This is a genomic window from Solilutibacter pythonis (genome assembly GCF_003697345.1).
In the GTDB taxonomy this organism is placed as follows: domain Bacteria; phylum Pseudomonadota; class Gammaproteobacteria; order Xanthomonadales; family Xanthomonadaceae; genus Solilutibacter; species Solilutibacter pythonis.
Genome location: NZ_RFLY01000007.1, coordinates 146,257 through 173,110, shown reverse-complemented (window position 1 = coordinate 173,110; position 26,854 = coordinate 146,257). Strand labels below are relative to the sequence as shown.

The 26,854-nt window shown below is 67.3% G+C and carries 24 protein-coding genes; 10 read left to right on the top strand and 14 right to left on the bottom strand.

Annotated elements, in window-relative coordinates; genetic code table 11:
• The 6 genes from EBB59_RS13440 to fghA form a co-directional block, all read left to right on the top strand.
• On the top strand, positions 1 to 575 hold a 575-nt coding region (locus EBB59_RS13440), incomplete at its 5' end, for a hypothetical protein (RefSeq protein WP_211327699.1).
• Between the two features lie 77 nt (positions 576 to 652).
• Positions 653 to 1,003: a hypothetical protein gene (locus tag EBB59_RS13435; RefSeq protein WP_147455525.1), complete on the top strand. Its 351-nt coding sequence runs from the start codon at positions 653 to 655 to the stop codon at positions 1,001 to 1,003.
• A 1,176-nt stretch (positions 1,004 to 2,179) separates the two neighbouring features.
• Positions 2,180 to 4,894, top strand: coding sequence for a phosphoenolpyruvate carboxylase (gene ppc / locus EBB59_RS06760; RefSeq protein ID WP_122101380.1), 2,715 nt, complete (start codon positions 2,180 to 2,182; stop codon positions 4,892 to 4,894).
• A gap of 302 nt (positions 4,895 to 5,196) precedes the next feature.
• On the top strand, positions 5,197 to 5,496 hold the full coding sequence (locus tag EBB59_RS06755) for a metal/formaldehyde-sensitive transcriptional repressor (protein WP_122101379.1): 300 nt from the start codon (positions 5,197 to 5,199) through the stop codon (positions 5,494 to 5,496).
• 58 nt (positions 5,497 to 5,554) lie between these two features.
• Positions 5,555 to 6,664, top strand: coding sequence for an S-(hydroxymethyl)glutathione dehydrogenase/class III alcohol dehydrogenase (locus EBB59_RS06750; RefSeq protein ID WP_122101398.1), 1,110 nt, complete (start codon positions 5,555 to 5,557; stop codon positions 6,662 to 6,664).
• Complete coding sequence (gene fghA, locus EBB59_RS06745; RefSeq protein WP_122101378.1) at positions 6,664 to 7,497, top strand: S-formylglutathione hydrolase; 834 nt, start codon at positions 6,664 to 6,666, stop codon at positions 7,495 to 7,497. The genes EBB59_RS06750 and fghA overlap by 1 nt, the downstream gene beginning before the upstream one ends.
• Before the next feature lie 275 nt (positions 7,498 to 7,772).
• Here the strand turns inward: fghA and EBB59_RS06740 are convergent, their stop codons facing one another.
• The 5 genes from EBB59_RS06740 to EBB59_RS06720 all read right to left on the bottom strand — a co-directional run bounded on the left by EBB59_RS06740 (position 7,773) and on the right by EBB59_RS06720 (position 12,651).
• Positions 7,773 to 8,480 carry a Dph6-related ATP pyrophosphatase gene (locus EBB59_RS06740; RefSeq protein WP_122101377.1) on the bottom strand — a complete coding sequence of 236 codons (708 nt, stop codon included), beginning with the start codon at positions 8,478 to 8,480 and terminating at the stop codon, positions 7,773 to 7,775.
• 4 nt (positions 8,481 to 8,484) lie between these two features.
• Entirely contained in the window at positions 8,485 to 8,826 is a 342-nt protein-coding gene (locus EBB59_RS06735; RefSeq protein WP_122101376.1) for a hypothetical protein, read from the bottom strand.
• Positions 8,827 to 8,892: 66 nt separating this feature from the next.
• Positions 8,893 to 9,837 carry a DegV family protein gene (locus EBB59_RS06730; RefSeq protein WP_122101375.1) on the bottom strand — a complete coding sequence of 315 codons (945 nt, stop codon included), beginning with the start codon at positions 9,835 to 9,837 and terminating at the stop codon, positions 8,893 to 8,895.
• A 127-nt stretch (positions 9,838 to 9,964) separates the two neighbouring features.
• Positions 9,965 to 11,248 (bottom strand): amidohydrolase family protein, encoded by a 1,284-nt coding sequence (locus tag EBB59_RS06725; RefSeq protein WP_122101374.1) that lies wholly within the window; start codon positions 11,246 to 11,248, stop codon positions 9,965 to 9,967.
• On the bottom strand, positions 11,245 to 12,651 hold the full coding sequence (locus EBB59_RS06720; RefSeq protein WP_122101373.1) for an amidohydrolase: 1,407 nt from the start codon (positions 12,649 to 12,651) through the stop codon (positions 11,245 to 11,247). Before EBB59_RS06720 ends, EBB59_RS06725 begins: the two co-directional genes overlap by 4 nt.
• Positions 12,652 to 12,750: 99 nt before the next feature.
• Between EBB59_RS06720 and EBB59_RS06715 the strand changes: the two genes are divergently transcribed.
• Positions 12,751 to 13,308, top strand: a complete 558-nt coding sequence (locus EBB59_RS06715) for a DUF924 family protein (protein ID WP_211327698.1) — start codon at positions 12,751 to 12,753, stop codon at positions 13,306 to 13,308.
• On the opposite strand, the gene EBB59_RS06710 is transcribed toward EBB59_RS06715, so the two are convergent.
• On the bottom strand, positions 13,305 to 13,745 hold the full coding sequence (locus tag EBB59_RS06710) for a hypothetical protein (protein ID WP_122101372.1): 441 nt from the start codon (positions 13,743 to 13,745) through the stop codon (positions 13,305 to 13,307). The two genes, EBB59_RS06715 and EBB59_RS06710, sit on opposite strands and share 4 nt — an antisense overlap.
• 30 nt (positions 13,746 to 13,775) lie before the next feature.
• Positions 13,776 to 14,699, bottom strand: coding sequence for a Grx4 family monothiol glutaredoxin (gene grxD, locus EBB59_RS06705; protein ID WP_122101371.1), 924 nt, complete (start codon positions 14,697 to 14,699; stop codon positions 13,776 to 13,778).
• Positions 14,700 to 14,766: 67 nt separating this feature from the next.
• Here grxD and EBB59_RS06700 point away from each other — a divergent pair, with 67 nt between their 5' ends.
• A complete protein-coding gene (locus tag EBB59_RS06700) occupies positions 14,767 to 15,537 on the top strand; it encodes a polysaccharide deacetylase family protein (RefSeq protein ID WP_122101370.1) in 771 nt (256 codons plus the stop codon).
• A 24-nt stretch (positions 15,538 to 15,561) separates the two neighbouring features.
• On the opposite strand, the gene EBB59_RS06695 is transcribed toward EBB59_RS06700, so the two are convergent.
• Genes EBB59_RS06695 through EBB59_RS06685 form a run of 3 tightly spaced genes read right to left on the bottom strand, consistent with a single transcriptional unit; the run spans position 15,562 to position 18,158 of the window.
• Positions 15,562 to 16,245, bottom strand: coding sequence for a class I SAM-dependent methyltransferase (locus EBB59_RS06695; RefSeq protein ID WP_122101369.1), 684 nt, complete (start codon positions 16,243 to 16,245; stop codon positions 15,562 to 15,564).
• Positions 16,242 to 16,865 (bottom strand): SGNH/GDSL hydrolase family protein, encoded by a 624-nt coding sequence (locus tag EBB59_RS06690; RefSeq protein ID WP_122101368.1) that lies wholly within the window; start codon positions 16,863 to 16,865, stop codon positions 16,242 to 16,244. The genes EBB59_RS06695 and EBB59_RS06690 overlap by 4 nt, the downstream gene beginning before the upstream one ends.
• A gap of 45 nt (positions 16,866 to 16,910) precedes the next feature.
• On the bottom strand, positions 16,911 to 18,158 hold the full coding sequence (locus tag EBB59_RS06685) for an aminotransferase class I/II-fold pyridoxal phosphate-dependent enzyme (RefSeq protein ID WP_122101367.1): 1,248 nt from the start codon (positions 18,156 to 18,158) through the stop codon (positions 16,911 to 16,913).
• Between the two features lie 122 nt (positions 18,159 to 18,280).
• Here EBB59_RS06685 and rsgA point away from each other — a divergent pair, with 122 nt between their 5' ends.
• Both rsgA and EBB59_RS06675 read left to right on the top strand, forming a co-directional pair.
• A complete protein-coding gene (gene rsgA / locus EBB59_RS06680; protein ID WP_245979116.1) occupies positions 18,281 to 19,372 on the top strand; it encodes a ribosome small subunit-dependent GTPase A in 1,092 nt (363 codons plus the stop codon).
• On the top strand, positions 19,372 to 20,613 hold the full coding sequence (locus EBB59_RS06675; protein ID WP_122101366.1) for a peptidase MATCAP family protein: 1,242 nt from the start codon (positions 19,372 to 19,374) through the stop codon (positions 20,611 to 20,613). Before rsgA ends, EBB59_RS06675 begins: the two co-directional genes overlap by 1 nt.
• A gap of 370 nt (positions 20,614 to 20,983) precedes the next feature.
• Here EBB59_RS06675 and EBB59_RS06670 read toward each other — a convergent pair whose 3' ends face one another.
• The 4 genes from EBB59_RS06670 to EBB59_RS06655 all read right to left on the bottom strand — a co-directional run bounded on the left by EBB59_RS06670 (position 20,984) and on the right by EBB59_RS06655 (position 26,736).
• The gene (locus EBB59_RS06670; protein WP_122101365.1) at positions 20,984 to 23,284 is read right to left on the bottom strand and encodes a TonB-dependent receptor; all 2,301 of its coding nucleotides are present in this window, start codon (positions 23,282 to 23,284) and stop codon (positions 20,984 to 20,986) included.
• A gap of 164 nt (positions 23,285 to 23,448) precedes the next feature.
• Positions 23,449 to 24,189, bottom strand: a complete 741-nt coding sequence (phbB, locus tag EBB59_RS06665) for an acetoacetyl-CoA reductase (protein ID WP_122101364.1) — start codon at positions 24,187 to 24,189, stop codon at positions 23,449 to 23,451.
• 30 nt (positions 24,190 to 24,219) lie between these two features.
• Positions 24,220 to 25,545 carry a CitMHS family transporter gene (locus EBB59_RS06660; RefSeq protein WP_122101395.1) on the bottom strand — a complete coding sequence of 442 codons (1,326 nt, stop codon included), beginning with the start codon at positions 25,543 to 25,545 and terminating at the stop codon, positions 24,220 to 24,222.
• Between the two features lie 42 nt (positions 25,546 to 25,587).
• Positions 25,588 to 26,736, bottom strand: a complete 1,149-nt coding sequence (locus EBB59_RS06655) for an OprO/OprP family phosphate-selective porin (protein ID WP_122101394.1) — start codon at positions 26,734 to 26,736, stop codon at positions 25,588 to 25,590.
• Between the last annotated feature and the right edge of the window lie 118 nt (positions 26,737 to 26,854).

Below are 26,854 nucleotides of genomic sequence, written 5' to 3'. Positions count from 1 at the left end.
GTCGCCTCAAGGAAATTTTGCGAACCGGGGAACCCGCCTCAATGGCCGCAGCACAGCTAAGCCCTTGCCGCATCAAGGAAAAACGCCGCTGGGTACGACGACCCACGTCAGGGCGAACTGTTTATGCCTATGTCGAAGGTAATCCAGTGAATCTGGTTGACCCATTGGGGTTGCGAGCTCTCACTGATTGTGAAATGGGAGTATTAGGTAAGTACTATCCGCAGGATTTGCTTAAAGCGGTCGATGTGAAGCAGGGGATGCCTTGGTTTATATCAAAGGATATGATCGGAGTCACATTTGGCTCCAATGTGTACGTTAAAAACGACAATGCTGATACCCCGGCATTTATTGGGCTCTTGGCCCATGAAATTGGCCATGCCGTGCAACAGTATGTTCATGGCGCAGTATTTTGGGCTAGCTATGGTGCTCAAAGTGCGTCTGGTATGCTTTCTGGAAAAGGTATAAATGGGACGCATGACAGTATAAGTTTTGAGAAGCGGTCAAATCGAATTGAAGCGCAAGTTTTGGCTGATATGAAGGCAGCTGGGAATAATCCATGTGGATGCGGGAAGTGAGGTTTGTTTTGGCTTTTTTGTTCTGCATATTTTGCGGTTGTTTCCATTGACAAGAAAATGCTGGTTACGAAAAGCTGATGAAAGTTCAAGGAAGCAAGCAGCGGTGCATGTACTTCTCTGCTCTCCCTTCTGCTGAGCGCGTGAATCTTTATTTGCACGGAGTAAATAATTACAGGCCAAGCGATTACTCGCTTGGAGATTGTTTCTCAGAGATCAATCCAGAGCTTTTTAAAGAGCTGCTGGGTCGACTTATGGCTTCAGGAGATGAAAGGACGGCATTTGCATTAATTTTGGTGTTGCATGGAGTAACAAATAGTTCTTATGGCTACGAAGTGCCCAAGGGCTTCAAGGTCGCAGCCCACTGTTACCAGAACTCCGCATGCTTGAAGCTGGCTTATGAGATAGACGAAAGTTTGAAAGCGAATTGAAAGCTCGCAGCCCCACCCCGTGAACTGCCCTCAAGAAGTTGGGCGGACCAGCGCGTGGGCAAAGAAGGACCGGATGGTACGACACGCTTCATCTATTCCGGGCAAAACACATTGTTGGCGGAAAACGAGAACGGCCGTTGGAGCAGCTATACTTGGATGGGTGCGGAGTTGATAGGGCTGGTACGCGACAACCAACTGTACTTCGTTCACAACGACCACCTGGGCCGACAGGAACTGGTTGCTAGCACGATCAGGGCGGTGGTCTGGATTTAAGAATAGATTGCGAGGCTGACCTTTTATTGGCCCTCTCATTGAAATGACAACGCCGAGTCCGGTAAGAGAGTGTGATGCGGCCTCTGATTACCCGGATTGTGAGGATATGTGAAAAAAGATTGGGCGAATCCATCATGATGGAGTGTTATGGAATTTTTTCTGATTATTTCAACTATATAAAAGAGGTTTCGCCCAGCCTGTCCTGCGTGCTCAGGGGGTTTGCGACTGATGTTGAGAGATACGATTTGCATGGAAGGAAGGCGCTGCATGATGCAAGGGGCGTGTCGATTATTGTAAGTAAAAATTGCAAGGAGAGTTATTCGGGAGGCTCTTCGGATGTGGAGTTGACGCTCATCGATCAGTTTTTTAGGAGAAAATTGCCCTGGATTATTTCGGGATTTCGTTTTTTCTTTCGGTAAGGTGGGTGTTTTGGCAAGACTTCATGTGGATATCATCTTGCATAAGAGATCTGTTGTCGGCTCTGCTGCTTACATATGCCAAATATTGCTGGATCATGGCGGATTGCTCGCTGTTGGGTTTTTAGGATTTTCGATCTGCCGGATAAATTCAAGGGGTTGAATTCTCGTCATTGAGTTTTTTGCTTGTTTCTTTGAAATTCAGCGCCGGATACGGGGCTGCTTCTTCGGCGGCTGTTGTTGCCATCGGCTTTGCAACTCTCCGACGAATTGATTTGCGTGATGTTTGATGCTCACGCCATCAAGCATGCTTTCGATGGCCTCGCGGTCTTCTGGCGGGGGCGCAGGCACGGCGCCATATTGAAGCCTGAGTTCGTCGCCCGGCTTACGGTCGGGGTCATTGGAGACTAGGTAATTCGTCCCGATCCAACACGATGCAAAGAGGGAACATCTGGCAGACTGGGGCTGGTTTTGTCCGCCTGGTGTCATGAACGCATCCCTTTCCCCGCGCCGAGAGGCGCTCGAATTCGTTGCCAGCGATGCACTGTTGCGCGACGACGTGCGCCGGCTTGGCGCGATGGTCGGCGAGATGCTGGCCGAGCAGGTTTCGCCGGCGTTGCTGGCGCAGGTCGAGGCGGTGCGCCGCGCGGCGATTGCCCGCCGCGAGAAGGGCGAGCCGGTCGATGCGTTGGCCGAACGTTTGGCATCGGTGCCGCAGGAAAACGCCGAGGCGCTGGTGCGTGCTTTCGCGGCCTGGTTCGGTGCGATCAACCTGGCCGAGCGCGTGCATCGCGTCCGTCGCCGCCGCGATTATCAGCGTGCGACGGACGTCCCCCAGCCGGGCGGCTTCGAGGCGGTGTTGGGCGAATTGAAGGCGGAAGGCGTGAGTTTCGACGAGTTGCGCGCGTGGTTGCCGCGACTGGTCATCCAGCCGGTGTTTACCGCCCATCCCACCGAGGCGGTGCGCCGTGCCTTGTTGGTCAAGGAGCACACCGTGGTGGCGCGGTTGATGGCCGATATCGACCGTGGACGCACCCCGACCGAGCGCCGCGCCGATCACGCGCGTATCCGCCAGTCGCTTTCCACGGCCTGGCAGACTTCCGAAGCCCCTTCGGAAAAACCCACCGTCACCGATGAGGTCGAGCACATCGGCTTTTATCTCGGCGTGTTGTACCGGGTGCTGCCGGCCTTTCTCGAATCTTTCGCCGATGCCATCGAAGCGGTGTATGGCGAGCGCATCGCACTGCCGCCGCTGCTTGGTTTCGGCACCTGGGTGGGTGGCGACATGGATGGCAATCCCAATGTCGGCGCGGAGACCATTCGCGCCGCGCTGGCATTGCAGCGCGCGCAGGTGCTGGCGGCCTATCGGGCCGATCTGCGCGGGCTGGCCGACATCCTCACCCAGAGCCGGGCGCGGGCGGGCGTGGATGCCGCGATCGAGGCGCGCATCGACGAATACAAATCCTTGTTGCCCGAGACCGCCGCCGGGCTGCGCCCGCGCATGGCCGACATGCCGTATCGCGGTCTGATCGAACTGCTTTCGGCGCGGTTGGAGGCGAGCGCCGACGAAGCCGATCCGCGTGGCTATGCCGATGTCGAGGCTTTCATCGCCGATCTGCGTCTGATCGAAGCGAGCCTGGCGGCGCATCGCGGCGAGCATGCCGGCTTGTTCGCGCTGCGCCGCATATTGCGCCGGGCCGAGACGTTCGGCTTCCATCTCGCCGCGCTCGACTTGCGGCAGGAGTCGCTGGCGCACGACGAGGCGCTGGCCGCGTTGGAGGCGGACCCGGGGTGGCCATCATTGCCGGCCGAGGAGCGCGCCGTCCGGTTGCGGGCGTTGGTCGCCGGCGCATCGCCGCGTGATCCGCGGGCCGGGGCGGCGGCGTCCACGCTGGCGGTATTCCGCACGGTGCGCGAATTGCGTGGCCGCTACGGTGCTCAGGCGTTCGGGCCGTACATCATCAGCATGAGTCGCAACGCCGCCGATGCGTTGGCGGTGCTGGCACTGGCGCGGATCGCCGGCTGTGTGGAGGACGGGCAGGTGCCGCTCGACGTCGCGCCGCTGTTCGAGACGGTGGCCGATCTACAGGCATCCAGCGCGGTGATGCGCGAACTGTTCGACGACCCCGCGTATCGCGCGCATCTGCGGGCGCGGGGCAATCGACAGATCGTGATGCTCGGCTATTCCGACAGTGCCAAGGATGGCGGTTTGCTGGCTTCGCGCTGGGCCTTGCAGCGCGCCCAGGTGGAGTTGCTGGCGTTGGCGCGCGAACACGAAGTGCGGCTGGTGTTCTTTCACGGGCGCGGCGGTTCGGTCAGCCGCGGCGGTGGCAAGACCGAGCGGGCGATCCACGCGGCGCCGCGCGGGTCGGTGGATGGCGTGTTGCGCGTCACCGAGCAGGGGGAAGTGATCCATCGCAAATACGGCATCCGTGCATTGGCGCTGCGCAATCTGGAGCAGGCCACCGGCGCGGTGCTGCGCGCCAGCCTGCGCCCGCGTCCGGCCGATGGGCGCGAGGACGCCTGGCGCGAGTGGGCGGCGGAGATGGCGGCAATCGCGCGCCGGCACTATCGCGCACTGGTACACGAGCGCGTGGATTTTCCCGCCTATTTCCGCGCGGCGACGCCGATCGACGTGATCGAGCGCCTGCGCATCGGCTCACGCCCGTCCAAGCGCCGCGAGGGCGGCATCGACACCTTGCGCGCGATCCCGTGGGTATTCGCCTGGAGCCAGAACCGCTCGGGCCTGACCGGCTGGTACGGTATCGGCACGGCGCTGGCGCATGGGGTCGAACGCTTCGGGCTGGAGCCGTTGCGCGAGATGGCGTGCGACTGGCCGTTCTTCGCAGCTCTGCTGGCCGATGTCGAGATGCTGATGGCGAAGTCGGACCTCGACATCTTCGCGCGTTATTCGCACTTGGCCGGTGAGCTGCACGCCGGGTTCTTCAGCGATGTCGCCGACGAGTTCAGCCGCGCCCGCGAGACGATTTGCGCGCTCAAGCAGCGCGACGAATTGCTCGACGACGACTATCGCCTGCGGCTTTCCATCCGGCTGCGCAATCCCTATGTCGACCCGATCAGTCTGTTGCAGGTGGAACTACTGAGACGCTGGCGCGCGGGCGGGCGTGAAGACGAAGGCTTGCTGCGGGCGTTGACCGCGACCGTCAACGGTATCGCCGCCGGCATCCAGAACACCGGCTGAGCGCGCACGTTGCCGGGGACGGTGGCGGGGCGCGGTAGGCGACGGTCTCCGCGATTCGTCTCCGCCGGTGATGGCAAACGGCCGTGACCGCGCGATGCGTCGTTGAGATGCGTCGTTGAGATGCGTCGTTGAGATGCGTCGTGAGATGCGCCATTGCCGGGCGGCCTTCGCCTGTCCTTCATGCGGACTCCCGGGCGATGGGGCGGCATGCCGCCGGGCGTTTCGTGTCGGGCTGCGGCGCATGAACATGCCCTCACGCGATTGCGCGATATACTCCCCGGCAGTATCAGGATTGCCGGGTCATGCCGCATACGCCCGCCGAGAAGAAGCGTGTCATCAGCCGTCTGCGCCGGGTGCGTGGCCAGGCCGAGGCGCTGGAGCGGGCGATCGGCGCCGGCAGCGATTGTGGCGAGGTGTTGCAGCAACTGGCCGCCATGCGCGGCGGCATCAATGGATTGATGGCCGAGGTCTTGCAGGGCCATCTGCGCGAGACCTTCGGCTGCGCCGGTCACGATGACGGCGACCCCCGCGACCCCGAACGCCAGCGCATGCGCGCCGCCATCGACAAGGTGGCGGCGCTGGTGCGTTCCTACCTGAAGTGATTCCCCCAGATCGAACCGACCGGAGAGTTCAGCCATGTCCGAGACCGCAGGCAAGCCCCTGAAATCCCGCGCCGCCGTCGCCTTCAAGGCCGGCGCGCCGCTGGAGATCGTCGAGATCGACGTCGCACCGCCCAGGGCCGGCGAAGTGCGTGTGCGCATCACCCATACCGGCGTCTGCCATACCGACGCCTTCACCCTGTCCGGCGACGACCCGGAGGGCCTCTTCCCCGCCGTGCTGGGGCACGAGGGCGCGGGCATCGTGGTCGATGTCGGCAAGGGCGTGACGTCGGTGAAGCCGGGCGATCAGGTGATTCCGCTCTACACCGCCGAATGCGGCGAATGCCTGTTCTGCAAGAGCGGCAAGACCAACCTCTGCACCTCGGTACGCGCCACGCAGGGCAAGGGCGTGATGCCGGATGGCACCTCCCGTTTTAGCTACAAGGGCGAGCCGATCCACCATTACATGGGCTGCTCCACCTTCAGCGAATACACGGTGGTGGCGGAAGTCTCGTTGGCGAAGATCCACCCGGAGGCGAACCCCGGGCAGGTCTGCCTGCTGGGTTGTGGCGTCACCACCGGCATCGGCGCGGTACACAACACGGCGAAGGTGCGGGCGGGCGATTCGGTGGCGGTGTTCGGCCTGGGCGGCATCGGGCTTGCGGTGATCCAGGGCGCGCGGCAGGCCAGGGCGGGCCGGATCATCGCCATCGATACCAACCCGGACAAGTTCCCGATGGCGCGCGAGATGGGCGCGACTGAATGTGTGAACCCGAAGGATCACGACCAGCCGATCCAACAGGTGATCGTGGAGATGACCGGCTGGGGGGTGGATCACAGCTTCGAGTGCATCGGCAACGTCAACGTGATGCGCGCCGCGCTGGAATGCGCGCATCGGGGCTGGGGGCAAAGCGTCATCATCGGCGTGGCCGGCGCGGGCCAGGAGATTTCGACCCGCCCGTTCCAGCTCGTCACCGGACGCAAGTGGATGGGCACGGCGTTCGGCGGCGTCAAGGGCCGCAGCCAGTTGCCGGGCATGGTGGAGGAGGCGATGAAGGGCGAGATCGACCTGGCCCCGTTCGTCACCCACACCATGCCGCTGGAAGAGATCAACCGCGCCTTCGAACTGATGCACGAGGGCAAGTCGATCCGCAGCGTGGTGCATTACTGATGGAGCGCATCGAACGACACGCGAGCTTTGGCGGCTGGCAGGAAGTCTGGAAACATCGCTCGGCCACGCTGGGCGTGGAGACGCGCTTCGCCATCTACCTGCCGCCGCAGGCGGAAGACGGTGTCTGCCCGGTGCTGTACTGGCTCTCCGGTTTGACCTGCGACGAGCAGAATTTCATCACCAAGGCCGGCGCGCAGCGGTATGCGGCGTTACACGGGATCATCGTGGTCGCGCCCGACACCAGCCCGCGCGGCGAGGGCGTGGCCGATGCCGAGGGCTACGACCTGGGCCAGGGCGCGGGCTTCTACCTCGATGCCACCCGCGAGCCGTGGGCCGGGCATTACCGCATGCACGATTACGTCACGCGTGAATTGCCGGCGCTGGTCGAAGCGCATTTCCCGGCCAGTGCCGCGCGCGGCGTCTCCGGCCATTCGATGGGCGGGCATGGCGCGCTGGTGGCCGCGTTGAAGAACCCTGGCCGGTATCGCAGCGTGTCGGCGTTCTCGCCGATCGTCGCGCCCTCGCGGGTGCCGTGGGGCGAGAAGGCGTTTGCCGCCTATCTCGGCGATGACCGCGATGCCTGGCGGGCGTGGGACGCCACCGAGCTGCTGTCGGTGGCGCGGGAAGCGCGGTTGCCGATCTTGATCGACCAGGGCGGCGCCGACGAGTTTCTCGAAAGCCAGCTTCGGCCCGAACTGTTGCGGGCGGTGGCCAGTGCCAAGGGCCACCCGTTGACGCTCAACCTGCGCCCCGGCTACGACCACAGTTATTACTTCATCGCCAGTTTCATCGGCAGCCATTTCGATTGGCATGCGCGGGCGCTGAAGCCCTGAGCATGGTCGCGCGGCGTGGCCGCCACGCGGTTTGTCGGGCGCGTGACGGTGGTTTGCGGGCGGGGTGAGGCCGGCGCCGCGCGAGGTGGCCGACGGCACCGGTCGTTGCCTTGCCTTGCCTTGACGCCGGAGGAGGCGGTCCAACGCGCGTGGCTTCCGTGCAGGGTGAGGTCGGCGCCGCGCGAGGTGGCCGACGGCACCGATCGTTGCCTTGACGAAGGCGGGGCGAAGGCGAGCAGTTGACGATGCGCCGCCTTGCGCGTGGCGGCGGAACATCACCCATCGATGGCGCTGTCGCCCGCGTCGTTCTGGCCAGGCAGCAGGAAATCGCGGTACAGGAAATTTCCCTCGCCCGGCAGGATGTCGCCGGGCATCAGCGCCAGTGGCGCGGAGAACATCGGCCCGGCCAGGACACAGGTATGGAATTCGCCGCGCTCGCCGCAGGGGTCGATGCTGGGCGGCAGCGCGTCGAGCAGGGCGGCATCGAATTGGCGGCCGACGAAGCCGGCATCGAGCCGCGCGGTGTCCACGCAGCAGAGCCGCGCACGCAGGCCGCCGGTGATCATCGTGCGGGCGAGTTTGGCGGTATCCATGTCGAACAAGGGGAAATGCGCGCGCCAGCCAAGCCGTTGGCACAGTGCGACCCGCCAGTCGCGCACGTCGGTGAGCAGCAGGTCGCCGAAGGCGATGTCGGCGATGCCGGGCCAGCGTTTCGCCGCTGCGTCGAGGGCGGCGGCGAAGCGGGCCTCGTAGGTGGCGTTGTCCAACCGTGGCGGCTGCCATGATTCGAGCAGGGGCAGGCCGGCGGCGCGCGCCTGGGCGTGCAGCGCGTCGCGGCGGATACCCTGCGTCGATGCGCGGTCGAGGCCCTCGGTGAAGGTGGTCAGCAGGCCGGTGACTTCGAATTCGCCCGCCTGGCGCAGCGTGTGCAGCGTCCAGGCGGAATCCTTGCCGCCGCTCCAGGCAAGCAGGAGACGGCGCAAGCGCTCAGGCCGAGGTGACGTCGCGCAGTTGCCAGTGCTGGCCGGCCAGGAGGCGCAGGCGGTGGCGCAGGCAATCGCCGCCGAGGCGGGTGGTGGCGATCAGCTCGATTTTGAGGTCGTCCTGGCGGCCTTCGACGGTGGCGTCCGGGTCGGTGGCCGCCAGTTTGGGATCGACTTCGTCCGGGTCGTCCTGGGTTTCCAGCCAGCGTTGGAACACGCTGGCGCTGCGCAGGGCGTCCTGGAGTTCCTCGGCGAAGCCGTCGGGGCCGTGCGAGCGGAAGCCGAAGGGCGTACCGGTGCGCGCCTTGTCCGGTTCGGGCAGGGAAATGAAGTAGCGGGTGGCCATTTCGATGGTCCTGATGGAAACACCGCCAAGGATACGTCGCGCGGGCGTATCGGCGGCGTGCAGGTTTCAGTGCAGGGCGCTTTTGCCCTCCTTGGCGTAGCCGGCCGAGAGGACGCCCTTGCCGAGGTTGATGATGCCGGTCAGGCTCATCAGCGATTCGAGCAGTTCCACGCCGTGCGCGCGGCAGGTTTTCGCCAGTTCGGCATAGCCTGGCAGCCAGCGCATTTCCTCCACGGGGCCGCCGTAGCTCAGGCTCACCACCGGCAGCAACAAGCCGCTGCGGACATCGGCGGCGATGCCTTCGAACAGTTTCTGCGCGGCGGCTTCGAACCCGCGGGCCTTGGCCAGCGGCGCGGTCTGGCCGCGGTTGCAGTAGAGGATCGGCTTGACGTCCAGCGCCGAGCCGAGTATCGCGCTCATCAGGCCGACGCTGCGCTCGCCCTTGGCGCGGGCGCGGCTGCGCAGGTAATAGAGGTCGGGTGGCACGGCGAACGCGTGGGTATGCATCGCCACGTGTTCGATGCGGGGACGGATGCGCGGCAGCGTGGCGCCTTCGCCTTGCAGCCTCAGGCCGGCCAGCAGCGGGATCGATTGGCCGGCGAAGAGACTGCCGGTATCGATCACTCGTAGCGAGAATGCGCTGGAATGGCCGGCGGCCTGACGGATCGGCTGGTAGTCGTTGAGGATGCCGAAGCTGGCCTTGGTGGCGTTCTCGAAGATCGGGCTGCGCTCGCGAGTGACGGTCAGGCAGAACACGTAGTCGTATTCCACCACCAACTTTTCGAGGAACAGTTCGCGGATTTCCTGGATGCTGAGCGAGCGGGTCTGCGCTTCGCTGGCCTTGCGGGCGATGTCGTTGTCGAGAAAGTTCAGCGTGACCTCGCCGTTGCGACGGTCGGTGACTTCGTAATCGTCGATCCGCACGGTGACGGGCATGACCATCACCGTGCCGGATTCGATGTATTCGTCGGGAATGTCGCAGGTGGCATCCACGAGAAATCCAATCCGCATATTTAGGCTCCGTATTTTTCCCCGGGCGGCTGAGTATGCCCGAAGCCTGAAGGGCGGTCCGTGCTCATGCGAATGGTGCGCGGCGGGGCCGCCAGGTATCGCGGCGGCTCCGCCTGGGTGCCCCCGCTCAACGCGAGTACGCGGGCGGCAGGGTGGTCTCGCCGCGATGCAGGTAGCGCTCGCGTAGTTGGGTCTGGCGCGAGGTCATCGGCACGGCGCGGCCGCCCATCCAGACCTGGCGCGCGGTCTCGGCGACATCCAGCGGGTCGCCACTCCACAGCACCAGGTCGGCGCGGCGGCCGGGGGCGATGGTGCCGACTTCGGCGGCGAGGCCGAGCGCCTCGGCCGGGACGCGGGTCAGGGCGGCCAGGGCGTCGTCCCAGGCCATGCCGTGGGCGACCGCGTTGCCGGCCAGTTGCCGTTGCTTGCGCGCATAGTGCGAGGCGCTGTCGCTCAGCGAGAAGGCGACCTCCACGCCCGCCGCGCGCAGCCGGGCGGCGTTTTCCTGGGTGGCGGCGATCTGGTCGAAATCGGCCGGCAGGTTGGCCAGCGGGTCGATGAACACCGGCACCCGCGCGGCGGCGATTTCGGACGCCGCTTTCCATGCCTCGCTGGCGCCGACCAGGGCGATCTTCGCGTTGCGCGATTTCGCCCAGCGCAGCGCGCGGCGGATGTCGGCGGCGCGATGCACGCCGAGGGCGATGCGGCCCTCGCCGTCGAAATAGCGGGCCAGGGTGGCGCGGCCGGCCGGGGTGAGCAGGGCGAAGCGTGAATCCGGGGCGATACGGCCGCGCACTTCGTCCAGCAGTTGGTCGAGGATCATCCACTGCGCCGCGCGCGAGCCGCCGGTGAGGCGGGCGCCATCCGCGCCGAGGGTGACGAACAGCATGCGCTGGCCGATCGGGTCGAGGCTGCCGTCGAAACGGAACGCGCCGCCCTGGCCGCCGATGAAGGCGCCGCCGCTGGTCGGGTTGGCGGCCAGCATCGTCCAGCCGAAGCCTTCGACCCGCGCCACCGGTATCAGCACCGATTCCGGGTTGTAGGCCAGGGTCACGTCGAACTCCGGCCGCACCTGCATGTCCTTGCCGTTCTGGCCGAGCGCGACCTGGCTGTCGACGGTCTTGGATTCGCCGCTGACTTCCTCCACGCCGATGTCGGTGATGCCGGCGAACAGCGCCGGGGTGAGCGGACGGCCCTCGGCCTCGATCACCGGCGCGCCGCCCGCGCCCAGCCCACGCCCGAGCGCGGCGATGCGGCCGTTCCTCACTAGCACGTCGGCGTTCTTCAGCGTGCCCTGGCCGCTGGCGGTGTGCACGGTGGCGTTGCGGATCAGCATGTCCTGGGCGGGCGCGGCGCCGGCCACGGCCAGCAACCCGGCGGCCAGTGTGGATTTCATCGGGTGGCGGTTCATTTCGCTTCTCCGCGCATCAGGTCCTGGCCCAGCAGGAAGTCGGAGGTCGGTTGCAGTTTTGGGTCGGCGCGGTCGTAGAGCCTGGCGCCATCGATGTAGACCTGCTCGGCCAGCGCGTAGCTGGAGAAGGGGTTGCCGTTCCACAGCACCACGTCGGCCATCTTGCCGGGCGTGAGCGAGCCGGTCATCTCTTCGATGCCCATCGACTTGGCCGCGTTGAGGGTGAGCCAGCGGATGGCGTGCTCGGGCGTGGTCTCGATGCCGATGCGCCGGCCAGCCGCCATCACCTTGGCCGCCTCCTGGTTGAGCCGCTGGATGCCCTCGCCGGAGTCGCTGTGGACGATGGCGCAGCCGCCGGGCGCGCGATCGACCATGAGCAGGTTCTCCTGGATGCCGTCGAACGATTCCATCTTGAAGCCCCACCAGTCGGCCCAGAGCGCGCCGCAGACGCCTTCGGCGGCCAGCCGGTCGGCGATCTTGTAGGCCTCGACGCCGTGGTGGAAGGCGGCAATCCTGAAGCCGTATTCCTTGGCCAGGTCGAGCATTATCGCCATCTCGTCGGCGCGGTAGCAGTGGTTGTGGATGCGGATGTCGCCGTTGATCGCGCCGGCGATGGAGTCGAGCTTGAGGTCGCGCTTGCCGCCCGAATCCTTGCCGGAATCGCGCGCGGCCTTGCGCTTCTTCATGTACTCGGCGGCATCGGCGAAGGCGGCGCGGAAGCCGGCGATGTTGCCCATCCGGGTCGATGGGCCGCCCTTGTTGCCGTAGACGCGCTTGGGGTTCTCGCCGCAGGCCATCTTCAGGCCCCAGGGCGCGCCGGGGAACTTCATGCCCTGGTAGGTGGTGCCGTGGACGTTTTTCAGCGTCACCCCGCGCCCGCCGATGAGATTGGCCGAGCCGGGCAGCACTTGCAGGCTGGTGACGCCGCCGGCCAGGGCGGTGGCGAAGCCCGGGTCTTGCGGCCAGATCGAATGTTCGGCCCAAACCTGGGCGGTGACTGGCGCGGTGGCCTCGTTGCCGTCGCCGTGCGCGGCGGCGGCGGGGCTCGGGTACACGCCGAGATGCGAGTGGACATCGATGATGCCGGGCGTCACCCATTTGCCGCGGGCATCGACGCGGATCGCGTCGGCGGGCGCCTCGATGGCGCGGCCGACCGCGACGATCCGGCCTTCGCGCATCAGCACGTCGGCATTCTCGTGGCGCTGGCCGGCGCCATCGAGCACGGTCGCGCCGGCCAGCAGCACCGGCGGCGAGGGGATGCGTCGGTAGGTGCTGGGATAGGGGTCGTCGGTGAAGGAATACGGCCGGGCGAGGCCGGTGTCGCGCTCGGGCTTGTGCGCCGGGGCGCTGGCACAGGATGCCAGTAGCACGGCGGCGCTGGCGGCGAGGACGGTCTTGTGCATGTCGGCTTCCCAATTGGAACGGCCACGCTAGCGTCTGGCCGGCGGAGTGCCAACCCTGCCGGAAGTCCTAGACTGGGCGCCGCGAACGGGAGACGGAAGATGAACGAGGCGATGAAGGCATTACCGACCGCGGGCGAGATCGTGGCCTTCTGGCGCGCGGCCGGCAGGGCCAAGTGGTTCGGTGGCGGCGTTGATTTCGATGCCGAATGCCGTGTCCGTTTCGAGCCGGCGCACCTGGCCGCCGCGCGCGGCGCGCTGGCGCATTGGCTGGAGGATGCCGAATCCGCGCTGGCGCTGTCGATCCTGCTCGACCAGATGCCGCGCAACATCTGGCGCGGCGGCGGCCATGCCTTCGCCACCGATGGCCTTGCGCGCCGTTATGCCTCGCAGGCGATCGCCGCCGGCCACGATGGCGAGGTGGAGCCGGCGCTGCGTGGTTTCTTCTACCTGCCGCTGGAGCATTCCGAGTCGCTGGCCGACCAGTACCGCTCGGTGGCGCTGTTCGCCGCGCTCGGCGACCCGGTGATGCACGATTACGCGATCCGGCACCGCGAGGTCATCGAACGCTTCGGCCGCTTCCCGCACCGCAATGCCGCGCTTGGCCGCATCGATACGGCCGAGGAAGCGGCATGGCTGGCGGCGGGCGGCGGCTTCTAGTCGGGGGCGAATTCGACAAGGGTCGGGTGCTCGACCCGGACATGGGTCTGGCAGTAGTACTTGCCGGTGGGGCGGCCCTGGCCGTCGATGAAGGCGATGCGCATGCGCTGGGCCTGGCCCAGCACGACGAGACGCCGGCCGCGCAGTTGTCCGGGTTCCACGCCCAGCCGTTTCGCCACTTGCCGCATGGTGGCGGTTTTCATGGCGATGGTCAGATTGGTCTGGTGGCGGTAATCGGTTTCCGAGTTGAGGTAACCGAGGTCGTGCCGTTGGCCAATGCTGCGCACCATCAGCACGAAATGGCCGCGTATGCCGTGGGTGGGATCTTCGTTGGCGGCGCGCACGGCATGGCCGGTTCGATCCAGCCACCGGCGTTGGGGGGGCGGGCTGCCGCAGGCGGCCAACAGCAAGGCGAGGGAGAGCGGCATCTTGCGCATCGAGTTTGTCCCGTATGGCCGGGAAAGGGGTCAGTAGCGCGGCACCGATGGGTCGATCACTGCCCAGGCGTCGATCCCGCCCTCGACGTTGCAGACCTCGCGGAAGCCCTGCTGGCGATAGTGTTCGGCGGCTTGCCGGCTGCGGCCGCCAGCATGGCAGAGGAAGGCGAGCGGGGTGGATTTGTCGAGCGCATCGACCGCGCCGGGGCCGTCGTCGAAATGCAGACAGGCGACCGGGGCGGCGGCCAGCGCGCGCTCGGCGCGCGGGCGCACGTCGACCAGGGTCAGAGTGCCGGCGCGCACGCGTTCGGCCGCTTCGGCCGGCGTGATGTCGCGTACCGGCTTCGGCGCGTTGGGGTTGTCGATCACCAGGCCCTTGCCGCGCGCGTCGTCGGCGAAGTCGAGGGTCAGGCCGTCGGCGCGGCGGGCGTCGTTGGCGGGGAATTGCAGCAGCAGGTCCGCGTGGCGCACCTGCACGGCGTTGGCGTCGGGCTGCACCAGGTGCAGGCGGGTACGGAATTGCCGGTCGATGGCGATTTCCACGGCCATCTCGCCGCCGGCGTCGGCCACGGCCTGTTTCAGCATGGCCAGCGCCGCCGGGGTGACGGTGATCGCGGGTGGGGTGCGGTCCGGCGGCGGCAGGCCGAGCGCGGCCTGCAACTCGCCGCTGCCGGCCATCTGCACGATGATGTCGCTGCCGCCGACCAGTTCGCCATCGATGTAGAGCTGCGGGATGGTCGGCCAGTCGCCGTAGTGTTTGATGCCTTCGCGGATGTCCGGGTCGGCCAGCACGTCGACGTGGGCGAACGCGACATCGAGATCGCGCAGGGTGCCGGCGGCCTGCGCCGAAAAGCCGCATTGCGGTGCGTCCGGCTGGCCTTTCATGAACAGCACGACGCGGTTCGCGGCGAGCAGGTCGCTGATGCGCTGGCGCAGGGCGGGGTCGAGGGGCATGGCTTTCTCCGAATGAACGCGGCGATTCTACGCCGGCCCCGCCGCGCTTCGATGGCATGATGCGCGGATGTCGCCATCGCCGATCCATCGTCCGCCGACTCGTCCGCACCGTTGGTGGGGATGGCTGCTGGCTTGCCAGCTTGGGGTGGCGTTCGTCTGCTGGCGCTTTGGCTGGCGTGTCGGCCTGCCGTTGATGGCGCTGTCGCACTTGCCGTTCTGGTGGGGCGCGCTATGGCCGTACTCGCGCTTCTACGGGCCGGTGCTGAACCGGCTGCCGGGCGCGGCGCCCCGGGTCTGGCTGACCATCGACGATGGCCCGTCCGACGACACCTTGCCGATGCTCGACCTGCTCGACGCGCACGGGGCGAAGGCGACTTTTTTCCTGGTTGCCCGGCGCGCGGCGGCGCGGCCGGAATGCGTGAGCGAGATCGTGCGCCGTGGCCATGACATCGGCAACCACAGCGACAGCCATCCGGCGCGCTGGTTCTGGGCGCTCGGCCCGCGCGCGATGCGGAGGGAAATCGCCGAGGCGCAGGCCACGCTTACCCGGCTGGCCGGTCGCGCGCCGCGCTGGTTCCGCGCGGTGGTGGGGATGGCCAACCCGTTCGTGCAGGCGCCCTTGCGCGAGCATGGGTTGGCGCGGGTGGCATGGAGCGCGCGCGGTTTCGATGGGCTGGGCCGCGATGTCGAAACCGTGATGGCGAAGCTCGCGCCCGGCGTGCGCACGGGTGCCATCGTCCTGCTGCACGAGGGCGGCGATGGTCGCCACATCGAGATTTTGCGCCGGGTGCTGGCGTTGCTCGGCGAGCGCGGCCTGCGCGCCGAGTTGCCCGAATAGCCATGCCGGACCCGCGCCGCCGCGCTAGGGCGAGTGGACGGGTTTCCGGGCGACGACCAGCCAGTTGTTGAACGGGGTCTTGCCGTGGAGCGGCGTGAATTCGGCATCGAGACCGGCCCGCCCGAACAGGCCGCGCAACTGCTCCAGCTTGGGATAGTGCTGTGGCCGCGCGCGCATCCAACCCCAGTGCTTGGACAGTCGGTCCACGGCGACGGTGATCCGCGCACGCGCGCCGCCATCGTCCAGCCCGGTGCGGATCACCAGTTTGCCGCCCGGCGCGAGCCGTTCGATGGCCTGGCCGAGCAGGGCGTCCTGGGTGTCGGTATCGGGCAGGAATTGCAGCACGTCGAGGATGCAGACGTGGCCCGAATGCGCCGGCAGCCCGCGTGCGGCATCGCCTGATTCGAAGCGGGCATCGTCCAGCCCCGTGCGGGCCAGCGCGGCCCGGGCCTGGGCGATCTTGCGGGTGTCGTAATCGGTGCCGAGGTAGGGCGCGCCGATGCCGGCCGCGCGCAGCCAGTGCAGCAGGATGCCGATGCCGCAGCCGATGTCGAGGATCGGCAGGTCGCCGCCGGCCAGCGCGCGCTGCACGCCGCCATAGAGTGGATCGGTGGCCAGCTTGCCGCGGGCGTAGTAGTAGTGGTGGCGGTCGAAGGGCCGCGCCGGGTCGAGAAACGCGCGGGCCAGCGCGCGCGTGTCTGGTTTCATTCGCGCCCTTCCAGCAGGCCGCGCGCCACCGGCAGCGCCAACCGCGTCCATTCGGCGTATTGGGTGGCGGATGGATGCAGGCCGTCGGCGGCCAGCATGCCGCGCGCGCCGCCGTGCGCGCGGCTGGCCGCGGTGATGTCGACGAAACCGGCGCCCTGCGCTTCGCACATCGTGCGGATGTGGGTGTTGTAGGCCTCCAGCTCGTGGGCGATGCGCGCCGGCTCGCGACCTTCGACGGCGGCGAACGGGGTCGCGCCCCAGTCGGGGATCGACAGCGCCATGACCGTGGCCGCGCCGTGTTTCGAAAGCAGTTCGGCGCGGTGCAGCAGCGCGTCGAAGCCGGTGGCGAACTCCGGCAGGGCGCGGCCGCGGTATTGGTCGTTGACGCCGATCAGCAGGGTGACGAAATCCCATTCGCCGTCTTTCAAGTCGGCTTGCTCCAGCGCGTGGGCCAGTTCGTCGGTGGTCCAGCCGGTGGTGGCGAGAATGCGTGGATCGCGTAGCGGTACCCGAAGCTGGCGCAGCGCGGCGGCCAGTTGCACCGGCCAGCGGCGGTCTTCGGCGACGCCTTCGCCGATGCTGTAGCTGTCGCCGAGGGCGAGGTAGGAGAGCGTGGTCATCGCGGGGGTTCCTGTGCGGGATGGGCCATCGATAGTGGACGCGCGTCAGCCGTGCGCGCCGCGTCCGCCGGCCAGCGTCGCGCGGCGCGCCAGCACGCGGTCGACCCGCGCGAACACGTCGCGCAGCACCTCGGCCTCGGGTAGCAGGGTGACGCGGAAGTGGTCGCGGTAGGGCACGTTGAAGCTGGAGCCGGGCACGATCAGCACGCCTTCGCTTTCCAGCAGCTCCAGGGCGAAATCGTGGTCGTCGAAGCTTTCGGCGGCGGCCCCGACCACGCGCGGGAAGCCATACAGCGCGCCCCGCGGCGCGACCAGCGAAAGATGCGGGCTGGATTCGCAGCATTCGATCAGGGCGCGGCGGGTCTCGTAGAGCCGTCCGCCCGGCGCGGTCAGCGCGCTGATGGTGTCGATGCCGTGCAGCGCCGCGTGGATGGCGAACTGCCCCGGCACGTTGGCGCACAGGCGCAGCGCGCCCAGCAGGTCCAGCGCGTGGTGATAGGGGCCGATCACGGTCGCCTCGCCCGAGAGCATCGCCCAGCCCACGCGCCAGCCGCAGGCGCGATGCACTTTCGACAAGCCGCCGAAGGACAGGCAGGGCAGCTCGCCGGCCAGGGGGGCGAGCGGCTGGAACGTCGCCTCGTCGTACAGGATGTGGTCGTAGATCTCGTCGGCCATCAGCACCAGGCGGTATTGGCGGGCGATGGCGACGATGCGCTCCAGCAGCGCGCGCGGGTAGCTGGAGCCGGTCGGATTGTTGGGGTTGATGAGCACCAGCGCGCGGGTGCGGCTGGAGATCAGTTTCTCGATTTCCTCCGGGTCGGGCAGGAAGGCGTTTTCCGGGCGGCACTGGTAGTACACCGGGCGGCCGTCGTTGAGGATGGTGGCCGCCGACCACAGCGGGTAATCGGGCGAGGGCAGCAGTACTTCGTCGCCGGGGTTGAGCAGCGCGCGCAGGGCGATGTCGATCAGCTCGCTGACGCCGTTGCCGACGAACACCCGCTCCGGCGCGGCGTTGGGCGTGCCGCGCAGGCGATGGAATTCGGCGATCGCCTCGCGCGCCTCCGGCAGGCCCTGCTGGTGGGTGTAGGGATCGGTGCCGTGGATGTGATCGGCGATCGCGCGTTGCAGGTGCTCGGGTGCGCGGAAGCCGAATGCGCCGGGATTGCCGATGTTGAGCTTGATGAGCCGGCGGCCCTGGCCTTCCAGATCGCGGGCCCGCCGGGCCAGCTCGCCGCGGATCTCGTAACGGACTTCGGTCAGGCGGTTGCGGGTGGCGAGAGCGGGCTGGGACATCGGTGGCGTGGCGTGGAAACGATGCGTCAGCGTATCGGAAATTCGCGCGTGCGGCAGGGGCCGCGCATCGCCCCGTGTCGCCCGATTAGAATCCGCCGCATGACCGCTTTCCACCGCCCCGCTTGAGCCTGGACGCCCCCCGCCTGTCGCGGATCGGTTGGCCGGCCGATCCGCCGGAAGCATGGCGCCATGCGATGGCGGCGCATCCCCTGTCCCGCCCGGCGCGGGTGGTCGAGCAGCACCGCTCCGGTTACGTGGTGGCCGAATCCGTCGCCGACGCCCAGCCCGCCGAATCGCTGCCGGACTGGATGCGCCCGCGCTGCGAGCCGGCCCGCCGGGCGGCGGTGGGTGACTGGGTGCTGATCGAGGACGCGCCGGAGAAGCCGCGCATCGTCGCCCTGCTGCCGCGTCGTGGCCTGATCAAGCGCGCGGCCGCCGGCGAGCATTACAAGCAGCAATTGATCGCGGCCAACGTCGATACGGCTTTCGTCGTCACCGGGCTGGATGGCGATTTCAACCCGCGCCGGATCGAGCGCTACCTGCTGCTGTTGCAGGGCGGCGGCGTCGAGCCGGTGGTGGTGCTGACCAAGCGGGACATCGCAACGGACGTGCCGGGCGCGCTTGCCGCGTTGGCGGAGCTGGCGGCGCAGGGCGTGGCCGTGCGCAGCCTCGACGCCCGTGAGGCCGACAGCGTGGCGGCGTTGGCGCCATGGTTGGGGGCGGGGCGCACGGTGGTGCTGGTCGGCTCCTCCGGCGCCGGTAAATCCACCCTCACCAACACCCTGCTGGGCGTGGCCCGGATGAAAACCGGCGCGGTGCGCGGCCACGACGCGCGCGGCCGCCACACCACCACCCACCGCGCGCTGCTCGCCTTGCCGGCCGGCGCCTGCTTGATCGACACGCCGGGCATGCGCGAGTTGAAACCCACCGGCGAGGAACAGCTGGACGAAGCCGCGTTCGCCGATGTCGAGGCCCTGGCCGGACAGTGCCGCTTCCGCGATTGCCGCCATCACCGGGAGCCGGGCTGCGCGGTGCGCGAAGCGGTAGAGGGCGGCCGGCTGGACGTCGCCCGCCTCGCCAATTACCTGAAACTGCGCGACGAAGTGGCCGTCGCCGCGCGGACGCTGGAAGCGCGGCAGGCGAAGAAAGCCGAACCGAAAGGGCCGGCGCGCGCGCCCAATCGCCGCCCCGACGACAAGCACGGCCGCCGCTGATGGCGGGTGGGGACGACATCGCCCGCTTCGCCGAGCTGGATGCGCGCATGGTGCGGGCGGCCAGGTCGCTGCGCGTCCTCGGCCTGATGAGCTGGCCGGCGAGCCTTCAGCCGCCTTTTTTGGCGGGCTGGCGCACCGGCCGGCCGCGCCTGCCGCGGGTGGATTACCCGAAGCTGGATTTCTCCGCCGAACGCCGTGAATTGGACGCCGTCGCCAGCGCCGTCGACCCGGCGCATCCGCTTGGCGCGTACCTGCGCGAATCGGCGCGGAGCTGGGCCACCGCCGCGCGCATGCTGGAGGCGCTCGGCACGCCGGCGGTGACGGCGCATTCCATCGCCCTCTACGGCAGGCCCGACGAATGCCTGCCCGGCAACGGGCCTTCCACCCGCGAGGCGGCGCGGCATTTCATCGGCATCGCCGGCGAACTCGACCACGAACTGCTGTCGCCCGCCGAGACCGTGCCGATCTCGGCCACCGCGCTGCAATTGCAGTTGCAGAACGATCTGGACGATTTCTTCGGCGGCCGCGTCATCACTATCGAACTCGATTCCGGGTTGATCGCCAAGGCGGCGGCCGGCGCCACCCGCATCCGCCTGCGCACCGGCGCGACCTTCACCGATTACGACCGCGAACAACTGCTCCAGCACGAAGCCTTCGTGCATTCGTTGACCGCGCTGAACGGCCGCGAGCAGCCGGCGCTGAAGAGCCTGGAGCTGCCTTCGCCGCGCACCACCGCCACCCAGGAGGGCCTGGCGACGTTCGCCGAATTGATTACCGGCGCCACCGACATCCAGCGCATGAAGCGGGTGAGTCTGCGCACCGAGGCGGTGGCGATGGCGCTGGAAGGGGCGGATTTCATCGAGGTCTTCCGCTACTTCCTCAATGCCGGGCAAACCGGGGCGGAGAGTTTCGCTTCGGCCCAGCGGGTGTTCCGCGGCGTGCCGGTCACCGGCGGCGCGGCCTTCACCAAGGACACGGTGTATCTGCGTGGCCTGATTGGCGTGCATACCTTCTTCCGCTGGGCATTGGGGCGGGACCGGCTGCGGCTCGGCCGTTGGCTGTTTGCCGGCAAGATGACGCTGGACGACGTGCAGCGCTTCGAGCCGCTGTTCGAGGCCGGCGCGCTGGCGCCGCCGCGCTGGCTGCCGCGCTGGGCCGCGCGCGCCAATGGCCTGGCCGGGATGCTGGCGTTCTCGCTGTTCGCCAACCGGATTCGCCTGGATCGGCTGGCGGTGGAATGAAATGCGCTGACGGGTTTGCGGCGTCTTTTCCGCATCGATGCGGTGTGGGCGGCGTCGCCGGCCAGCACGCGCGCCGAGCGCGTCCATGCGCACCCGGCCACGGCATCCATGCGTGGATGCTCCCACCCGTGCGAACGCCCGCTCCGGCATGGCTTTTCGTGGGCGCGGTGGGCAAAGCGCCGGAGTGATGCGCTTTGGAAAGCCGAGACGCCGAGCGGTTTCCGGCGCCTTGGCTTTCGTGCTTCGTCTCCAGCGCGGCTTTTCGCGGGCGGGGTGGACAAAACGCCGGTACAACTCGCATCGGCCCACGCCAGCCTGGGCTACGAGCCGACTATCTCCCGCATCCCAATGAACAACATGGGGGGCACAACTAGAACTCCGCGCCGAAGGTGATGAAGACCTGCCGCGGCGCGCTGGCGTGTATCGCGTAGCGGGTGCCGTTTGGGTCGCTTGGCGCGAACGAGCTCAGTTGGCCGGCGTAACGCTTGTTGGTCAGGTTGGTCGCGTTCAGCGCCACCTTGACGTTGCCAAGGCTCAGGCCGGGGCCGAAATCGTAGCCGACGCCGGCATCGAAGGTGGTCACGCCCGGTACCGACTGGTCGTTGGTATAGGTGTAATAGCGCTTGCCGGTGTATTTGGCGCGCAGGTTGGCGAAGAAGCCATCGCGGTTCCAGCTCAATTGGCTTGAGGCCATCCGCCGCGGCGTGTCCACCGTGATCTTGCCGGCCACCGGCACGATCGCGCCGCCGGCGGTGTAGTCATTCTCGTAGGTGGTCTTGTTCCAGGACAGCGCGTTGTACCACTGCAAACCGTCAACCGGCTTGAGGATGAAGGTCAGCTCCGCGCCGCGGCTCTGCACCGAGCCGACGTTGACGAAGCGCGTCACGCATTCCGGGCGAGTGCCCACTTCGATGCTCGAACATGGGTTCAGCGACAGCAGGCGGTTGTCGAACTTCACATGGTAGGCCGCGATCGACGCCTGGTATTTATCGCCGAAGGTGCGGTAGCCGGTTTCGAAGGTGCTGGACTGCTCCGGGGCTAGGCCGGCGCTGGCCGCGAACGACGCCGGCGAGACCTGGAACGGGCCGCCGCTGCCACCGCCGACGAAGGCGGCGATGTTCTCGGCATAGGAAGCGAATACCTCGTGGTTGGCGTTGATCTTGAAGCCGACGCCCACCTGCGGCAGCACCGATTTGCTGGCCGTCAGCGTGCCGGAGGCGAGGCGGGTCTCGGTGCCCGGGCGGGCCTTGGCGCTCATGCGCGTGTTCGGGCTTTTGATGCCCACGTCCACGGTCAGCCGCTCGTCCATGAAGCGCATGCGGTCCTGCACGTAGAACTGGCGGGTGCGGATGTCGAAGTTCTGGTCGAACAGGCGGCGGTCAGGGTTGGCCAGGTAGAGATCGTCCAGGAACGGGCCGTCGACGTAATAGAAATTGCGCTCGACGTCGTGGTCGTTCTTCTCGTACCACAGGCCGGCCTCCAGTTCGTGGATGCCCAACGTCCACGACAGCGCCGCGCTCATGCCGGTGCGGTCGATGGCGTAGTTGGTGCTGCGGATGGAGATCGGCAGCATGCGGCCGGTGCCCGGGTGGGAGGGCTGGCCCGGCGCCCACCAGTGGCCCTGGCCACGGTTCTGGTGGCGGTAGGCCAGAAGTTTCAGGCGGCCTTGCTCGCCCAGGCGCAGATCGGCATCGAGCGAGTACAGGTTGTCGTCGCGCAGCGCGCGGCTCTGGTAGTACGCATCGTCGATGCTGGTGACGCCGCCGCTGAACTTGCAGCGCCGCGCATCGTAGATGGCCGGCGCGCAGTACGCGGCGGCCACCGCGCGGTCCCAGTCCGGCGCGTAGATGTTCCAGTTCCAGCCCAGGCCGCGCGCGAGCAAGTCCTTGGACAGGTAGGCGTAGTTGGCTTGGCTGGCGCGCGAGGTGGCGACGAACGCGCCGAAGCGGTGGTCGCCCACATGCCACGTCGCCTTGGCGTTGAACTGGCGGGTGGTCTGGTTCTGGCGCGGGGTGGCCCACATGTCCGCGTTCTGGTGCACGCCGGAGACGTAGGCCGAGAACCCGTTCAGATCGCCGGTATCCACGCGCAGGAAGCCGCGGCGCTGGTTGTCGTTGCCCACGGTGAGGCTGGCGCGGGCGCCGAATTCGGTGGACGGGGCCATCGAAAAATATTGAATGGTGCCGCCCAGGTTGCTGGTCGAGGCCACGCCCAGCGAACCGATGCCCTGCGACAGTTCGGCGCCGGCGAGGTTCTCGGCGATCAGCGCGCGGGCGATGCTCAGGCCGTTGTAGTTGCCGTAGGCGTTGTCGCCCAGCGGAATGCCGTCGAGCGTATAGCCCAGGCGGCTCTTGTCGAAGCCGCGCAGACTGATGGTCTGCGACTCCTCGTTGGCGCCGAACGCGTCGTTGGATTGCACCGACACGCCCGGCAGGCGGTCGAGGATCTTCTGGCCGCTGGCGCCAGGCGGCAGCACCTGTTTGTCCACGGCGCTGATGCGCTGCACCTGGCGGGTCTCGCCCCGGCCTATGACGGAGACGGTGTCCAGCGTCCGCGCGTCGGGCGCGGCATTGGCGCGGGTGTCGGCATCGGTGTCGGTCGGTGCGGCGGCGGCGGCGCTGGCGGCGGAAAGCGCGATCGCCACGGCGATCGTCAGGTGTCGGGTCTGCATGGTGGTCCGTCGAATGGGAGAGGCGCACCGGGCCAGGGCAGGGTGCGAGAGCACTATGCGAACGCAACATGAAACCTTGTTGACGCCATCGGAAATCGATGCCGGAACCCAAAACGCCGCGACGAAACCATCGCGGCGCCCGCCGTGAGACCTGGCCGGGCGGCTCACCCCATGTATAGACCGCCGTTGACCGGGTAATCCGCGCCGGTCACGTAGGCGGCTTCATCGGCGGCCAGCCAGGCGCACAGCGCGGCCACTTCCTCCGGGCGGCCCAGCCGGCGCACCGGCACCGAGGCGGCCAGGCGGTCCAGCACGTCCGGCGGAAAGCTGCTGATCGCCTGGCTTGCGATGTAGCCGGGCGAAATGGTGTTGACGGTAACGCCGCGCGCGGCCACCTCGGCGGCCAGCGCACGGCTGAAGCCGTGCATCGCCGCCTTGGCGGTGGCGAAGTTGACCTGGCCGATCTGCCCCTTGTGCGCGCTTACCGAGCCGATGTTGATGATCCGGCCCCAGCCCTGCGAGACCATGCCTTCGATCACCTGCTTGGTGATGTTGAACAGCGCGTTGACGTTGGAGGCGATCACCGCGTCCCAGTCCTCCGGGCGCATCTGCCGGAACAACACGTCGCGGCTGCCGCTGGCGTTGTTGACCAGCACGTCGATCTCGCCGACCTCCGCGCGCACCTTGGCGAACGCCGCGCTGGTGGAAGCCCAGTCGGTGGCGTTGCCTTCCGAGGCGATGAAATCGAAGCCCTGCTCGCGCTGTTCGCGCAGCCAGCCCGCCTTGCGCGGCGAGTCGGGGGCGCAGCCGGCGACCACGGTATGGCCGGAGCGGGCCAGGGCTTGGCAGATGGCGGTGCCGACACTGCCCATGCCGCTGGTGACGTAGGCGATGCGAAGGGTCATGGAAGTCTCCGGTTGGGGGGCGGTGGGCGCTTACGCGGCCAGCGGGTAGAGCGCCAGCAGCAGGCTGCCGGCCATCAGCAGCAGCGAGATCAGCACCGCCCACTTCAGGGTGAATTTCTGGTGGTCGGCGAAGTCCACCTTGGCCAGGCCGACCAGCAGGTAGGTGGAAGGCACCAGTGGGCTCAGCAAGTGCACCGGCTGTCCGGCCAGCGAGGCGCGCGCCATCTCCACCGGGGTGATGCCGTAATTGCCGGCCGCCTCGGACAGGATCGGCAGCACGCCGAAGTAGAAGGCGTCGTTGGACATGAAGAAGGTGAACGGCATCGACGCCAGCGCGGTGATGACCGCCAGGTACGGACCCCACGATTCGGGAATCACCGCCAGGAAGCTGCGCGACATCGCCTCGACCATGCCGGTGTTGGAGAGGATGCCGGTGAAGATGCCGGCGGCGAAAATCAGCGAGACCACCGACAGCACGTTGCCGGCGTGGTTGACCACGCGGCGGCGCTGTTCGGCCAGATCGGGATAGTTGATGACCAGAGCGATGGCGAAGCCGACCATGAACAGGATCGGCATCGGCAGCAGGCCGATCACCAGCGCGATCAGTAGCGCCAGGGTCAGGCCGAGGTTTACCCACAGGAGCTTGGGCCGCTTGATGTCGTCGGCGTCCTCCACGGTCGGCAGCGCGCCGTCGTCGGAGACGCTGGCGTCCATCCAGGCGCCGCCCCGTGGCAGGTTCACCACGCCCAGGCGGCGGCGTTCCTTCATGCCCAGGAACCACGCCAGCAGCAGGATGCCCGCGCAGGCCATCGCCATCGTCGGGATCAGCGGGATGAACACGTCGGCCGGGTCGACGTGCAGCGCGGTGGCCGCGCGCGCGGTCGGGCCGCCCCAGGGGGTCAGGTTCATCACGCCGCCGGAGAGGATGGTCACGCAGGTCATGTTCAGCGCGTTCATGCCCAGACGCTGGTAGAGCGGGAGCATCGCCGAGACGGTGATCATGTAAGTGGTCGAGCCGTCGCCATCGAGCGAAATCAGCATCGCCAGCACCGTCGTGCCCATCACGATCTTCAGCGGGTCGCCCTTGACGATGCGCAGGATCACCCGCACCAGCGGGTCGAACAGGCCGGCGTCGATCATCACGCCGAAATAGAGGATGGCGAACATCAGCATCACGCCGGTGGGCGCGATCTTCTTGATGCCTTCGAGCATCATCTCGTCGATGCCGGCGCCGAAGCCGCCCAGCAGCGCGAACACGATCGGCACGGTGATCAGGGCGACCAGAGGCGACAGGCGCTTGCTCATGATGAGATACATGAACGTGAGTACCATGCCGAAGCCGAGGATGGACAGCATCATTTGCGCGCTCCTTGGGGAAACAGGGCGGGTGGGGAGGGGTCAGAAATCGAAGTGCAGGCGGCCGGTCAGCGCGCGGGTGCGGTCGGTCGTCAACCCGCTCAGGCGGTCCCGGTTGCGGGTTTCGATGAGGTTGAGCATGAGGCGCAGGTTCTTGCGCAGATACCAGTTGCCGCCCAACGTCCAGGCGTCGGTGCTGGCGCGGCGCGCGTCGGGCATGCCGTATGCGTGCTGTGCGCCCTGCATCCGGTCGTAGCGCAGCGCCAGCTCGAACGCGCCGGCCTTGTGGCGGATGTTCTTGATCCGGGTGAAGCGGCCGGTCTTGCGGTCGTAGGCGCGCGATTCGCCGGTGGCGAACCAGCTCAGCATCCCGTAGGCGGCGAGTATCTGGCCGCGCTGCGCGCCGTCATCGAAGGTGGCGCCGCTGAACTCGCCCTGCCACGACCACGGGCCATGCACCTGCGCGTATTCCAGCGACCATTTGCCCACGTCGGTATCGCGGCCGGCGGAGAAATCGACCAGGGTCGGGCGGTTGTTGTCGGAGAGATGCCCGGCCGGGCGCGGGCGGATGCGCAGCGCCGACACGCCGTTGGCGCCGGGCGTGTCGTAGCGCTCGCGGGCCAGCGATACGCCCAGGTGCAGCACGTCGCCCTCGCGTGGCGCCGGCGACCAGGTCGCGCGGCCACCGACGGCGCGGCCCTTGACCTGCCAGACATTGATGCTTTCCAGGCTGTATACGCTGGCGGCCAACGAGAAATCGCCCGGGTTGGCCTGCCAGGACGCGCCCAGCCGATACAGCGGCGCCAGCGTGCTGCCGGCATGGCCGCGCTCCAGGAAGCTGCCGTAGTTGGAACTGGTGCGGTCGTCCAGCGAGAAGTACTGCTTGAACTGGCCGATGGTGAGCCTGCCCGCCTTGCCGAAGCTCCGGCTCAGGTACACGTCGCGGGCGATGATCGGGTCGCTGGAAAAATCGGCCTCCAGCTTGTAATCGACCGCGAAGAACTTGCCGGAGACCCCCAGCCAGGCACGGCGGATCTCGGTGCCGTTCTTGTTCGGCTTGCCGCGCGTGTCGTTGTCGAAGTGGGCGAAATCCAGATGCAGCCGGCCGCCGAGGCTGGCAGTCACCGGCCGGCCGCCATCGGCGGCGAACGCCGGCGCGGCAAGCGCCGACAAGACAAGAACGGCGGCCATGCGCGGCCGGACGATGTTTTTCTCCACAAACCCCTCCCAGGTGCGCGTGAGTGCGCGTCAAACGGTGCGAGCGGAGTCTCGCCCCGGAAAGCTGTCATCCACCTGTCAGTGTTTTGTG